This window comes from Chryseobacterium sp. ZHDP1 (assembly GCF_018603435.1).
Taxonomy (GTDB): Bacteria; Bacteroidota; Bacteroidia; order Flavobacteriales; family Weeksellaceae; genus Chryseobacterium; species Chryseobacterium indicum.
Genome location: NZ_CP075682.1, coordinates 3,796,198 through 3,809,845 on the forward strand (window position 1 = coordinate 3,796,198; position 13,648 = coordinate 3,809,845).

The 13,648-nt window shown below is 38.2% G+C and carries 6 protein-coding genes and 2 rRNA genes; 4 read left to right on the forward strand and 4 right to left on the reverse strand.

What is annotated here, in order from left to right:
* Positions 1-129: 129 nt before the first annotated feature.
* The 4 genes from KKI44_RS17480 (at position 130) to KKI44_RS17495 (ending at position 6,246) form a co-directional block, all read left to right on the forward strand.
* Positions 130-2,885: ribosomal RNA gene (locus tag KKI44_RS17480) — 23S ribosomal RNA — on the forward strand.
* A 164-nt stretch (positions 2,886-3,049) separates the two neighbouring features.
* Positions 3,050-3,157 (forward strand): 5S ribosomal RNA (gene rrf, locus KKI44_RS17485).
* 484 nt (positions 3,158-3,641) lie between these two features.
* The gene (locus tag KKI44_RS17490) at positions 3,642-4,763 is read left to right on the forward strand and encodes a vWA domain-containing protein (RefSeq protein WP_214588505.1); all 1,122 of its coding nucleotides are present in this window, start codon (positions 3,642-3,644) and stop codon (positions 4,761-4,763) included.
* Positions 4,764-4,806: 43 nt separating this feature from the next.
* Positions 4,807-6,246, forward strand: a complete 1,440-nt coding sequence (locus KKI44_RS17495) for an AAA family ATPase (protein ID WP_214588506.1) — start codon at positions 4,807-4,809, stop codon at positions 6,244-6,246.
* Between the two features lie 149 nt (positions 6,247-6,395).
* On the opposite strand, the gene KKI44_RS17500 is transcribed toward KKI44_RS17495, so the two are convergent.
* From KKI44_RS17500 to KKI44_RS17515, 4 genes are all read right to left on the reverse strand, one after another.
* A complete protein-coding gene (locus KKI44_RS17500) occupies positions 6,396-6,914 on the reverse strand; it encodes a hypothetical protein (protein WP_214588508.1) in 519 nt (172 codons plus the stop codon).
* 112 nt (positions 6,915-7,026) lie between these two features.
* Positions 7,027-9,558 (reverse strand): hypothetical protein, encoded by a 2,532-nt coding sequence (locus tag KKI44_RS17505; RefSeq protein ID WP_214588509.1) that lies wholly within the window; start codon positions 9,556-9,558, stop codon positions 7,027-7,029.
* A gap of 961 nt (positions 9,559-10,519) precedes the next feature.
* Positions 10,520-11,215, reverse strand: a complete 696-nt coding sequence (locus KKI44_RS17510; protein WP_214588510.1) for a helix-turn-helix transcriptional regulator — start codon at positions 11,213-11,215, stop codon at positions 10,520-10,522.
* Between the two features lie 488 nt (positions 11,216-11,703).
* Positions 11,704-13,332, reverse strand: a complete 1,629-nt coding sequence (locus KKI44_RS17515; protein WP_214588511.1) for an acyl-CoA carboxylase subunit beta — start codon at positions 13,330-13,332, stop codon at positions 11,704-11,706.
* Between the last annotated feature and the right edge of the window lie 316 nt (positions 13,333-13,648).

A 13,648-nucleotide genomic window follows, 5' to 3' on the forward strand; every position in this document is an offset into this window, starting at 1 on the left:
GCAGATAGAGCCAAAAACAATATTTGCGAATTAGATCAGAAGTAGAATTAAGATCATTGACATTAACGGTAAAGACATCACAAAGAGAAAACCGAGCACTTATAAGTGCTTGAGTAACCTAAAAATAGGAAAGAAATCGTTAAGGGCGTATGGCGGATGCCTAGGCTTTCAGAGGCGACGAAGGACGTGGTAAGCTGCGAAAAGCTGCGGGGATTGGCACACACGAATTGATCCGCAGATGTCCGAATGGGGCAACCCAATACATTGAAGATGTATTACCTCGTAAGAGGAGCAAACCCGGAGAACTGAAACATCTAAGTACCCGGAGGAAAAGAAATCGAAGAGATTCCGTAAGTAGTGGCGAGCGAAAGCGGATTAGCCCAAAAGTCTTTATATGTTTAATAGAATGTTCTGGAAAGAACAGCCATAGAGGGTGATAGCCCCGTATATGAAAGGCATACATAGATGATAAATGAGTAGGGCGGGACACGTGAAATCCTGTCTGAATATGGGGGGACCATCCTCCAAGGCTAAATACTCCTGAAAGACCGATAGTGAACAAGTACTGTGAAGGAAAGGTGAAAAGCACTTCGAATAGAAGGGTGAAATAGAACCTGAAACCGTACGCCTACAAGCGGTCGGAGCAGATTAATTCTGTGACGGCGTGCCTTTTGCATAATGAGCCTACGAGTTAATTTTACTAGCGAGGTTAAGTAATTAAGTTACGGAGCCGGAGCGAAAGCGAGTCTGAATAGGGCGCATAGTTAGTAGGATTAGACGCGAAACCTTGTGATCTACCCATGGGCAGGTTGAAGCTTTGGTAACACAAAGTGGAGGACCGAACCGGTTGACGTTGAAAAGTCTTCGGATGACCTGTGGGTAGGGGTGAAAGGCCAATCAAACTGGGAGATAGCTCGTACTCTCCGAAATGCATTTAGGTGCAGCGTCGTATATAAGTTTATTAGAGGTAGAGCTACTGATTGGATGCGGGGGTTTCACCGCCTACCAATTCCTGACAAACTCCGAATGCTAATAAATGTTCTACGGCAGTGAGGGCATGGGTGCTAAGGTCCATGTCCGAGAGGGAAAGAACCCAGACCAACAGCTAAGGTCCCCAAATTTCTGTTAAGTTGAAGCAACGCGGTTGGACTGCATTGACAGCTAGGATGTTGGCTTGGAAGCAGCCATTCATTTAAAGAGTGCGTAACAGCTCACTAGTCGAGCGGTCCGGCATGGATAATAATCGGGCATAAACAGAATACCGAAGCTATGGATTTATAATTAATTATATCTGGTAGGAGAGCATTCTATCGGCGCCGAAGCAGTATCGTGAGGTATTGTGGAGCTTATAGAAAAGAAAATGTAGGCATAAGTAACGATAAAGGGGGCGAGAAACCCCCTCACCGAAAGACTAAGGTTTCCTCAGCCATGCTAATCAGCTGAGGGTTAGTCGGGACCTAACGCGAACCCGAAAGGGGTAGTGGATGGACAATGGGTTAATATTCCCATACTTGCTCACACTAAAAAGGGGACGGTTCGATGTAGCTATAGAAGACGGACGGAAGTGTCAAGGCCTAGCCTTCGGGCGAAGCTGTTATAGTGTAATCGGATCCAAGAAAAGCCGAAGTGAAGCAACCCGTACCAAAACCGACACAGGTAGTCGAGGAGAGAATCCTAAGGTGCTCGAGTGAGTCGTGGCTAAGGAACTAGGCAAAATAGTCTCGTAACTTCGGAAGAAGAGACGCCAGCAGCAATGCTGGCCGCAGTGAAGAGGCCCAGGCGACTGTTTATCAAAAACACAGGACTCTGCTAAATCGAAAGATGCTGTATAGGGTCTGACACCTGCCCGGTGCTGGAAGGTTAAGGAAGGGCGTTAGCGTAAGCGAAGCGTTTGACTGAAGCCCCAGTAAACGGCGGCCGTAACTATAACGGTCCTAAGGTAGCGAAATTCCTTGTCGGGTAAGTTCCGACCTGCACGAATGGTGTAACGATCTGGGCACTGTCTCAGCCACGAGCTCGGTGAAATTGTAGTATCGGTGAAGATGCCGATTACCCGCAATGGGACGAAAAGACCCTGTGAACCTTTACTATAACTTCGTATTGACTTTGAGTAAGTAATGTGTAGGATAGGTGGGAGGCTTTGAAGCAGGCACGCTAGTGTTTGTGGAGCCGACGTTGAAATACCACCCTTTACTTACTTGGAGCCTAACTTCTTTAGGGAAGGACATTGCGTGGTGGGTAGTTTGACTGGGGTGGTCGCCTCCAAAAGAGTAACGGAGGCTTTCAAAGGTACCCTCAGCACGCTTGGTAACCGTGCGTAGAGTGTAATGGCATAAGGGTGCTTGACTGTGAGACCAACAAGTCGATCAGGTGCGAAAGCAGGACATAGTGATCCGGTGGTTCCGTATGGAAGGGCCATCGCTCATAGGATAAAAGGTACTCCGGGGATAACAGGCTAGTCTCCCCCAAGAGCTCACATCGACGGGGAGGTTCGGCACCTCGATGTCGGCTCGTCACATCCTGGGGCTGGAGAAGGTCCCAAGGGTTGGGCTGTTCGCCCATTAAAGTGGCACGCGAGCTGGGTTCAGAACGTCGTGAGACAGTTCGGTCTCTATCTATTGCGGGCGTTAGATGTTTGAGAGGGCTTGATTCTAGTACGAGAGGACCGAATTGAACAAACCTCTGGTGTATCAGTTGTACCGCCAGGTGCACCGCTGAGTAGCTATGTTTGGAAGAGATAAGCACTGAAAGCATATAAGTGCGAAACTCGCCTCAAGATGAGACATCTTTTAAGGGTCGTGGGAGATGACCACGTTGATAGGCTACAGGTGTAAAGTTGGTAACAGCATAGCCGAGTAGTACTAATTACCCGTAGATTTATAGCCTATTCATAAGTAATGAGTAATAGGTAATGAGCAATCATGCTTATCATAACTTAGCTTAAGTATTTATAAGTGCAACACTGGTTTTGCCTTTGTGATGAAATTTACCGATAAAAAGCGAATGGCCAATGGCAATAAGCCAATAGCCAACAGCTATATACAACCTTTAGGGTGGTTTTAGCGGTGGGGCTCACCTGTTCCCATTCCGAACACAGAAGTTAAGCCCACCAGCGCCGATGGTACTGCGAAAGCGGGAGAGTAGGTCGCCGCCAGTTTTTATTTAAAAGTCTCATAGATTAAATTCTATGAGACTTTTTTTATGCCCATAACTCAAAGAATAACTTCAGGGAAGAACCAAAGAGCCAAGTGAAAAGGAAAAAGTAAAAAGGGAAAAGAGCCAAGTAAAAAAACAAGAACAAGTGAAAGTAAAAAGTAAAAGTAAAAAGTAAAGAAACCCCAGGATATAATCAATCATCATTCATCAATTATCTTTCATTATTCATTATTCATTATTCATTATTCATTACTCATTGCTCATTGCTCATTGCTCATTGCTCATTGCTCATTACTTAGCTCCAATAGAAACCAAAAAGATACAGTGGATAGCGGGAATAAGCTCATGAATAAATATTTCGCATACCAAAAACGTTTTACTTAAAGTGGTGGATAACTTTTCTTTAATTCAATTATTTTTATTCTTAAAAAGTAAAATAGACTAAATCTCTTAAGGCTTTTTGATTTATATCGTAAATTTATAATATGAAAGAGCATATTGTAAGAGGTTTTAGGTTTAATACTTATCAGGAACCGGAACGATCTGTATTTGAACGATTGCTGGAAATTTTTACGGATTTACTGACGCATACTTCAGGTGATTTTGATGAAGCAATTGACTGGCTTCGAATGCTTGATGAAGAATACCAATTAACCACTCCTGAATACATAATAGAAGATTTTATTGAAGATCTTAAGAAGAAAGGATATATTAGGGAAGAAATTAATCCTGATGGTAGTGGTAATGGAGTTACCTTAAGTGCAAAAATGGAACAGAATATTCGTAAACAGGCACTTAAACAAATATTCGGAAATCTTGAAAAGAGCGGAAACGGAAATCATAAAACGAATAAAAGCGGAGCAGGTGAAGACTCAACCGGAGAATTCAGAAATTATAATTTCGGAGATGCTGTAGAAAAAATTTCTATTACGGAGAGTTTAAAGAATGCACAAATCAATAATGGTATCGGAGATTTTCATCTTACGGAAAATGATCTGATTGTTGAAGACAGCATACATCAGTCACAAATGAGCACTGTTTTAATGATAGACATCAGCCACAGTATGATTCTGTATGGTGAAGACCGTATTACGCCGGCTAAAAAAGTGGCGATGGCACTCGCTGAATTAATCACAACACGTTATCCGAAAGATATTTTAGATATTATTGTTTTCGGGGATGATGCATGGTCTGTAAAAATTCAGGAACTTCCTTATCTGCAGGTGGGGCCTTATCATACCAATACCGTTGCGGGGCTTCAGCTAGCAATGGATATTCTTCGGAGAAAAAGAAATACCAACAAACAGATTTTTATGATTACCGACGGAAAGCCAAGCTGTGTGCGCGAACCGGATGGTACTTATTATATGAATTCTTACGGACTGGATGATTATGTTGTTCAGAAGTGTTATAATATGGCAGCTCAGGCAAGAAGACTCCATATCCCGATTACTACTTTCATGATTGCTCAGGATTCTTATTTACAGCATTTTGTACGCGAATTTACAGAAGCCAATCATGGAAAAGCTTTTTACACCGGTCTGAATGGTTTGGGGAACATGATTTTTGAAGATTATGAAACCAACCGCAAAAAGAGAATCCGTTAGAAATTTATAACTCAATAAAAATTATCAATTAGATTTAAATACAATGACTGCAAAGCCAGAAATAAAAACGCTTGGTGCATTGAAAGCATCAGGTTATACATCAAAACATATTAAAGACGAATTACGGGATAACTTAAAAACTAAAATTAGAAATAAAGAATCTGTATTTGAGGGAATCTTCGGATACGAAAACACGGTAATTCCTCAATTGGAGCATGCCATTCTAAGTAAGCATAACATCAATTTATTAGGATTGCGAGGTCAGGCCAAAACAAGACTGGCAAGAATGATGACAAGCTTGTTGGATGAATGGATTCCTTATGTGGACGGAAGCGAGATTAATGATGATCCTTTTAGCCCGATTTCACGGTTTGCAAAAGAATTAATTGAAAAAGAAGGCGATAATACACCCATTGAATGGCTTCACCGCGATGAAAGATTTTTCGAAAAACTGGCTACTCCGGATGTTACCGTTGCCGATCTTATTGGTGATGTAGATCCTATCAAAGCCGCTAATCTTAAACTTTCTTACGCAGACGACCGCGTGATCCATTTTGGAATGATTCCGAGAGCGAACCGCTGTATTTTTGTAATTAACGAGTTGCCGGATCTACAGGCGAGAATTCAGGTTTCCCTGTTTAATATTTTACAGGAAGGCGATGTTCAGATTCGTGGATTTAAAGTGAGAATGCCTTTGGATATTCAGTTTGTTTTTACGGCAAATCCTGAAGACTATACCAACAGAGGAAGTATTGTTACTCCTCTGAAAGACCGTATCGGATCGCAGATTTTAACACATTATCCTGAAAATATCAATATTGCGAAAGAAATTACAAAATATGAATCCAGTCTGGACAGCCGACAGAAAGAAGGAGTGTATGTCCCGGCTTTGGCTAAAGATCTTCTGGAACAAATTGGTTTTGAAGCCCGTGAAAGTGAATATGTAGATGCAAAAAGTGGTGTAAGTGCGCGTATGAGCATCACGGCATTCGAGAATTTGTTAAGTACCGCAGAACGCAGAGCCTTGTTGACCGGAGAAGAAAAGACTTCAGTAAGGCTGAGCGATTTTGTTGGCGTCATTCCAGCAATTACAGGAAAGGTAGAATTGGTGTATGAAGGAGAGCAGGAGGGAGCAGAATCTGTGGCGCAACTTTTAATAGATAATGCGGTAAAAACTTTGTTTACCACGTATTTCCCCAAAATAGAAAAACTGGAGAAAAAGAATGTAGACGGACCATTCAGCCAGATCACCGATTGGTTTTTACAGGATGACGGATTTTTAGAAATTACCGACGAATCTCCGGACGAAGTCTACGCGAAAAATCTAAATCGAATCACTCCGCTGGACGATATCATTGAGAAATATCAACCTAATACACAGCCTGAAGATCTTTTATTTTTAAAAGAATTTATTCTTTGGGGATTGGCTGTGAATAAAAAACTGAATAAGGAAAGATTCAGAACGGGCGTGTTCTTTTCATAATAATATGTATTAAAAAATCCCCATGATTAAGAGCCAATCTATTATGGGGATTTTTTAATAAGCCTCCAGCCAAATTGCAGTGCAGAAAATCTTTACAGATAACAACAATTGATTATGCTGAAGGCTACTGATAATATAATATTGAAAGATTATGGTTTCCAAAAGCTCCATACCGTACCGTTAAATACGGCAAGCTGATGGGCTGTTGTATCATATACCATCATTCCTGAAGATGGGCTAATGATATTAAGATGAGGGCTGGAAACTTTTGGTAAAACCATTGCTTTATTTGTGTCGGTAAGAACCAGGATACCAGGTGTAGAATCTGTTGCTGCATTTGTACCTATCGAGGTTTTGGCAGAAGATACATCGGTAAGTGTGTTTTGCAGAGAAGTGTCAACAATACCTGTATTATCTATCGTAAGATCAAACCAGGATCCAGCTTTTAAATATTTTATTTTTTTATCTGTAATGTCATAAATGATAGTGCCATCTACAGCACCGGTAACACTAGAGACAGATGTTACCCAAGGGAGTAATATGCCCCTGTTTCCGTTACCAAATTCTAAAGAAACAGATAGGTTTGTGATATTAGATTTACCTATTGCTACCTGTGAAAAAGAAAGTAAAGAGGTAAATAATGATGTGAATAATATGGTCTTTTTCATTTGTATAAAAATTATTGTTTTTATTGAGACCCTTTGCGGCAGGATATTTCTACCGCAATAGGATCTCTTCCTCACTTGTGTTTAACAGATGTATCTTTTTTATTAATTGCATTTAAAGTCCTCTGGCTTTGTCAATAGCGTAAGCCATAAGATTATGTACAAATTTTTCCTGATCAGTATCAATATTTGCTCCTGAGATAGGATTTCGGAAAAGTCCTTCATCCCATACAAAAATCACTTTCCCGTTATATCCTCCTACTGTCCAGACTGCTATTCCCCCACCTGTATTTTCTGTAGCTATAATTCTGCTGCCGGCAGGAAGCTGTGATGAAATTACTCTACCCATAGTATCTGAACCTGAAAGTGCCACGCCTAAAGTATTGCCAAAGTAGCTGCTAAGACTTTCTGTAGAAGAAGCTGTGGCTAGCTGTTGTCCATCTCCTGAAGTTCCTGTATGTCCAAAAATATTGAATATGGATGAAAAGTCTTTTGATGTTGAGTCTAAAAATACAATTGCTACACCTCCGAGATTTACAAAATCTTTAATAGTTTGAGCCTGAGCAACTGTCATTGCAAGATATCCGGTATTGATAATATCATAATTACTTTTAAGCTGTGCTGCCGTTTGAGTACCAAGAGTAGATGTTATATCTGTAAAGGTAAAGCCTGAAGCTCCTGTGTATGTTCCCGAAGGTCCATAATTAGATGTATTAAGAAGCTGAAGTTTAAAATTAGGATGATCCGCACTTCCGATGGTAAATGGTCCGTATTGAGCTATTCTTACGTTTATTGCAGAGGCAGCAACAGTTCTTGTTAAAACACAGGACTGCCCACCAATATTAATGGTAAAACTTGCAGTGCCTGAACTATTTGGTGTACCTGTAATAACGTAAGTTAACGTTCCAGATCCTGAAGCAAAGTTTCCTGCAGCTAAAGTGGCAGTAAGTCCGGTCACACCGGTGGAAGCCAATACCTGTCCGCTATAAGCGGCACCATTGCCTCCTGTATAAGATATTACAGAGTTCACGCCAGAAGCAGTAGTTCCGGAAACAAGAATACCATTATTCGTAGCACCATTACAATTAATACCTGTAACTGCTCCGATAGGAATTGCATCAGGACAAGTCTGTGTGTTAAAACATTGCCAGCTATATGTACCACCATTATCAGTAGTGGTATATATTTTCAGGCAGCTGTTAGTTGTGTCATATACCATCATTCCCTCTACGCAGTTTGCAGTAGGTATTGCCGCTATTTGTGCTGCTGTCAATCTGTTTACAACGAATCCTTTAGTTTTGGCTTCCAGAGCAATCCATGCACCTTTTCTTACCATTGGCCAGTTGCTATTATTTGCTCCCGCTCTGCCAAGTGCCGTAATACCAAATTTAGTATCAAGTACAGTCCCTGATGTAACAGCTGGCTTATAACAAGCTGCGGAGCAAGTAGAAATGGTTACTATAACAGGTGTAGATACGGGGCTATAGCAATTATTGGCTGCATCGTAATAGAAAGCGTAATAGGTACCAGCAGCAGCAGCAGCAGGTGTAGCATAGGCTGTCCCAGTATGGGCATTATCGGTAAACCAAACTAAACTGGATCCACTAGGTACTGTGCCTGTATGTATAGAATTAAGATCTACTGTTGTCGCAGGGCAGGAATTGGATATAGAGGTTGCACTTAATACCGGAGCAGTAAATCCTGCATTACAAGCACCCACAGATACACCAATAGTGAATAAATCTCCGGTATGAAAATTAGAACCATTACCCGCATTCCAATCAGCAGGTAATCCGGCTGTAGATAAATTATCTTGAGCACTTAAATAAATTCTAAAAGTTACAGAAGATATGTTTTCCCCATTTACTTTTACTGATCCGCTCATACCTCCAGAACCCGTAACGGAACTATACTGACTGGATCCATTTATAATGGTGGATGGAGTAGGAACTGTAAATTCTGTAGATCCGGATAATCTTGTTAAAGTTAAGCCGGCATCCATAAGTTCAAATTCTGCTGAAAGTAATAAATAACTTCCGCTAGCGCCTGCTGTTCCTCCTCCACAACCTCCAAAATGGATTATTGGATTATTAACGGGATTATTAAAATTAATTACTAAATCTGCATATCTGTATTTAACAGATGTAGTTGAGGGAAGTGGGGCATTAGCCTGAAGCAGGGGATATGTTGAAACATAAACAGTGATATTTCTATTTGCGGAAACCTCTATCCCGCTACCTGCGCTAGAATTTGCAGAAGTGAAATTAGTATTGCCTGTAGATCCTACGGAATTAATAAGTGGAAATAGAGAAAAAGAGCCTAAAGATGATCCTGCTGTATTGCTAGTTCCGCCAAACACAACTCCAACATTCGGCGATGGAGTCATTGTTTGTACCTGATTTGTTAAAGAAAATGTAGCAGTTGTAGTAGGCGTAAATGTTGTAAAAGTATTACCTGTAGGATTATCGGTATTTTTTTGAAGGGTAATAACCTGATTAGTAACTGTTGGACCACTACCTGTAGGGTTCCCCGCTCCGGAAGTAAACTCTAATGTCGCCTGAGCAAATATATTGCCCGGAATAAATAATGCTAACAATATAAATGTATACAAATACTTTATATCATTTTTAAATATCATTTTTTTCATGCCTGCGTTTATAAATTTTATTAAAATAATTAGTGTTTAATGATGCCTGTGTTGACTTAATAAAGAATATAAATGGTTTATACTTTTATAATTAATACTATGATAATAGATGTTTTTATACCTCTTTTACTTTTATTTTGTAATTGATAATATGCTGTTTTCTGTATTCATAATATAAAGAAAAATGTATGGCTGCGTTTTTTTAAACATCTGTTTCAAAGATAAAAGAGATGAACCTGTGATGAGAAAATTCCATATACTTACATCTACTTTGTGATTTTTTTTGAATTTTAAATTTTTGAATTACAGTGTATTATGTTTTTATGTAATATAGGTTTACTTATTTTTTGAGTAAATTATATTTATTTTTGAGTAGGCAAAATGTTAAATAAGTACAATGAAGTATATTGAAAAGCGACACGAAAACGAAGTAATATGATTCGAAAATCATTTTTAAATAGATGACCCAATTTTTATCTGTTTCTTCAATAAAAAAGAAGAGACAGTATTATGAAGTATTTGAATTTTTAAAGCTGAATTTTAATGAACATGAGTTCGATGAAAAAACAATACAAAATATCAATAGGATTGGGCTTTAGTTCATTTTAGTAATTAAGAAACAATGGGCTTTAGCCAAAACTTATTCAAATACGGAAAAGATTGGGTAACCATCTCAAAATACATCAAGATTTAAATATTTCACGGACTTTAAATAACTCACAGATTACCCTGAAGAAGACAACTAAGTGTGTAGAAATTGTCGAATAATAATTTTGAGATTAGACACAGATACAACCGCTGATATTCAATCAAAAAAGATAACATTGAAGACTTCGGTTATCTTTATCCTTCGTATAATCAGCTTGTTTTAGAGCAATTCTTTAAATGATAGCTTTAGATGGATAAAAATCATTAAATCCTGATATTGCAAAAAATACCAAAGAGTTATGGACAGTTATAATTAGAAATTCGAAATAAAAAGAGCAAGATCCTCCTTAGATTCTAATTCTATTTTTTTTCTGATTCTGTACTTCTTATTCTCAATAGATCTTAAGCTCGAGTTTGAATAGATAGCAATCTCTTTTGTTGAATAATTAAGCTTCAGATAAGCACATACCATGATTTCATTGTGAGTTAGCGAAGGATAGTTTTTCTTAATTTTTTGAATAAAAAAAGGAAAAGTTTGAGAAAATTTCAGAAAAAACAAAGAACTGTTTTCTTTGGCAAGATTATTTAAATCGTACAGATCATCAGGAGAAACATTATTTTTATTTACAAATTCCTGTAATTTCGACTCAGTTTTTATTTTCGTTTTATATAATTTGAGAACAAAATTTTTAATATTAAGCATTAATATAGTACTGATAATCGTGTTTAAAATATTGAATAGAATACTTATTTTAAATATTTTAGATTGCAGTCCCTGTGGCAAAGAACGATTGTAAAAAAGACGATGGTCTGTACAAAAATTAATTAAAAGTTCAATGCAGATGAAAATGAAAATAGGCATCATTTTTCTGGATTGCAGCTTGAGATTAACAGAATATGGAATACAGAGTATTAAGCTCACATAGTACAGATCTATACCGGATTTAATTCCCACATAAGAGCTTACATAAAATATGATCACTGAAAACAGAGCATAAGCAATATACATGAATGTGAGTGAATAATAAATAGCTTTCGAAAGAACTAAATATAAAATGAATGCTGTACAAGTAAGCAGAATGGAGGTTAAAAAGTATAAACCATAAGTATAAACAAGTATAGTGTTAAAAATAAACACAATACAAAGGCTGAGAGCATATATATTGAAAAGCCTTTTTAATCTTATTAAAATTCCTTTCGCTTCATGATAAGAAAAATGTGGACTTCTGTAATGCATAATAACTATTTGTGTTTTTATAATAAAATTATTTTGAATGCCCGTTTAATAAATGTCGTAACTCACTTTCCTTCAAAATAGATAAATCGCTAAATGAATCGATATTCTATTAATAAAAAGCTAAAAATTATAAGTTGATTTCTATTAAACGGACAGGCTAATTAATCTTGTTGAAAGCTGTTTAACATTTTTCTGTTAAAAAGAATTCTGGCAGATTAATCTATTCATGCATACAAATTACAATTGTAATTAATTAATCATCAAACCTGTATAACTCCCAGATTAAACTTCTCAGTAATCGGAGAATGGTTCGCCGCTTCAATTCCCATAGAAATCCATTTTCTGGTATCTACAGGATTAATAATTGCATCCGTCCACAGCCTTGCTGCTGCATATGTTGCTTCCGTCTGTTTCTTATATTTTGCTGAAATAGAATCCAGAATTTCTTTATGTTCTTCCTCAGAAATTTCTTTTCCTTGTTTTTTCAATGTTGATTCCTGAATCTGTGCCAAAACTTTTGCCGCCTGTGCACCGCCCATTACCGCAAGATCTGCCCATGGCCACGCAACAATTAACCTTGGATCATAAGCCTTTCCGCACATCGCATAATTTCCGGCTCCGTAAGAATTTCCGGTAATAATCGTGAACTTAGGAACTACAGAATTAGAAACAGCATTTACCATTTTTGCGCCATCCTTAATAATTCCTCCGTGTTCAGATTTAGAACCCACCATAAAACCGGTGACATCCTGTAAAAACACCAAAGGAATTTTTCTCTGGTTACAGTTCGCAATAAATCGGGTAGCCTTATCCGCAGAATCAGAATAAATTACCCCTCCGAACTGCATTTCCCCTTTTCCGCTTTTTACAAGCTTTCTCTGGTTCGCTACAATTCCTACAGACCAGCCGTCGATTCTGGCAGTCGCACAGATAATACTTTTCCCGTAATCAGGCTTATATTCTTCGTACTCAGAATTGTCTACAAGACATTTTATAATATCGTAGGTATCATACTGATCCGCTCTTGAAACAGGCATGATCCCAAAAATATTTTCAGTCTTTTCTTTCGGCTGAGCACTTTCAATTCTGTCAAAACCTGCCTTTTCAGTACTTCCTAAAGACTTCATGATATTCTTAATTCTGTTCAGCGCATCCTTATCATCTTTAGCCTTGTAATCTGTAACTCCCGAAATCGAACAATGTGTAGTGGCCCCTCCCAGAGTTTCATTATCAATACTTTCCCCGATTGCTGCTTTTACCAGATAACTTCCTGCAAGGAAAATAGAACCCGTTCCCTCAACAATCATCGCTTCATCACTCATAATCGGAAGATAAGCGCCACCTGCAACACAGCTTCCCATCACAGCAGAAATCTGAATAATTCCTGCAGCACTCATTTTAGCATTATTTCTGAAAATTCTACCAAACATCTCCTTATCAGGGAAAATCTCATCCTGCATCGGTAAATAAACTCCCGCAGAATCCACCAGATAAATAATCGGAAGTCTGTTTTCCATGGCAATTTCCTGAGCTCTCAGGTTTTTCTTACCCGTGATCGGAAACCACGCTCCCGCTTTTACAGAAGCATCATTTGCCACAATGATGCATTGTCTTTTAGAAACATACCCAATCACCACAACAACACCCCCGCTTGGGCAGCCTCCGTGCTCCTCGTACATTTCATATCCGGCAAAAGCACCAATTTCTATGGAATCAGAATCCTTATCAAGAAGATAGTCAATTCTTTCTCTTGCCGTCATTTTTCCCTCTTCACGAAGCTTCTGCAGCCTCTTTTCACCACCTCCCTTTTTAATTTCTGTCAATAAGCGATTGATTTCGGATAATTTTAATCTGTTCTGATCTTCTCTTTTGTTGAATTCAATGTCCATAAAAATTTCAATTTTTTCCGTTTAAAGATACTATTTTTTACATGGAATGAAAATGGATGTAAACAAATGTTTAATAAATTGGTTTTCAGAATTTTATGAAATATTTAACAAAAAATATATTTTTTATGGTTCGTAATTTGCTAACTTTACAATAGAGAAAGTGAGAGTGAAATCTTTACTTCCTCTAAGTTCCTAGTTTATTTTTTTAATAGTTTATTATTTGAAGGCCCTGAAAGTTGAATAAATTTTCAGGGTTTTTTTTATTTTATGTTAAATAGGAACCGCAAACCTTTTTCTCTTACAATGATTTATGGTT

What these genes read in the sequence shown, in the direction of transcription:
- KKI44_RS17515 (WP_214588511.1), bottom strand. Translation starts at nt 13,332, where the DNA reads ATGGACATTGAATTCAACAAAAGAGAAGATCAGAACAGATTAAAATTA.
- KKI44_RS17505 (WP_214588509.1), bottom strand. Translation starts at nt 9,558, where the DNA reads ATGAAAAAAATGATATTTAAAAATGATATAAAGTATTTGTATACATTT.
- KKI44_RS17490 (WP_214588505.1), top strand. Translation starts at nt 3,642, where the DNA reads ATGAAAGAGCATATTGTAAGAGGTTTTAGGTTTAATACTTATCAGGAA.
- KKI44_RS17495 (WP_214588506.1), top strand. Translation starts at nt 4,807, where the DNA reads ATGACTGCAAAGCCAGAAATAAAAACGCTTGGTGCATTGAAAGCATCA.
- KKI44_RS17510 (WP_214588510.1), bottom strand. Translation starts at nt 11,215, where the DNA reads ATGTATATTGCTTATGCTCTGTTTTCAGTGATCATATTTTATGTAAGC.
- KKI44_RS17500 (WP_214588508.1), bottom strand. Translation starts at nt 6,914, where the DNA reads ATGAAAAAGACCATATTATTCACATCATTATTTACCTCTTTACTTTCT.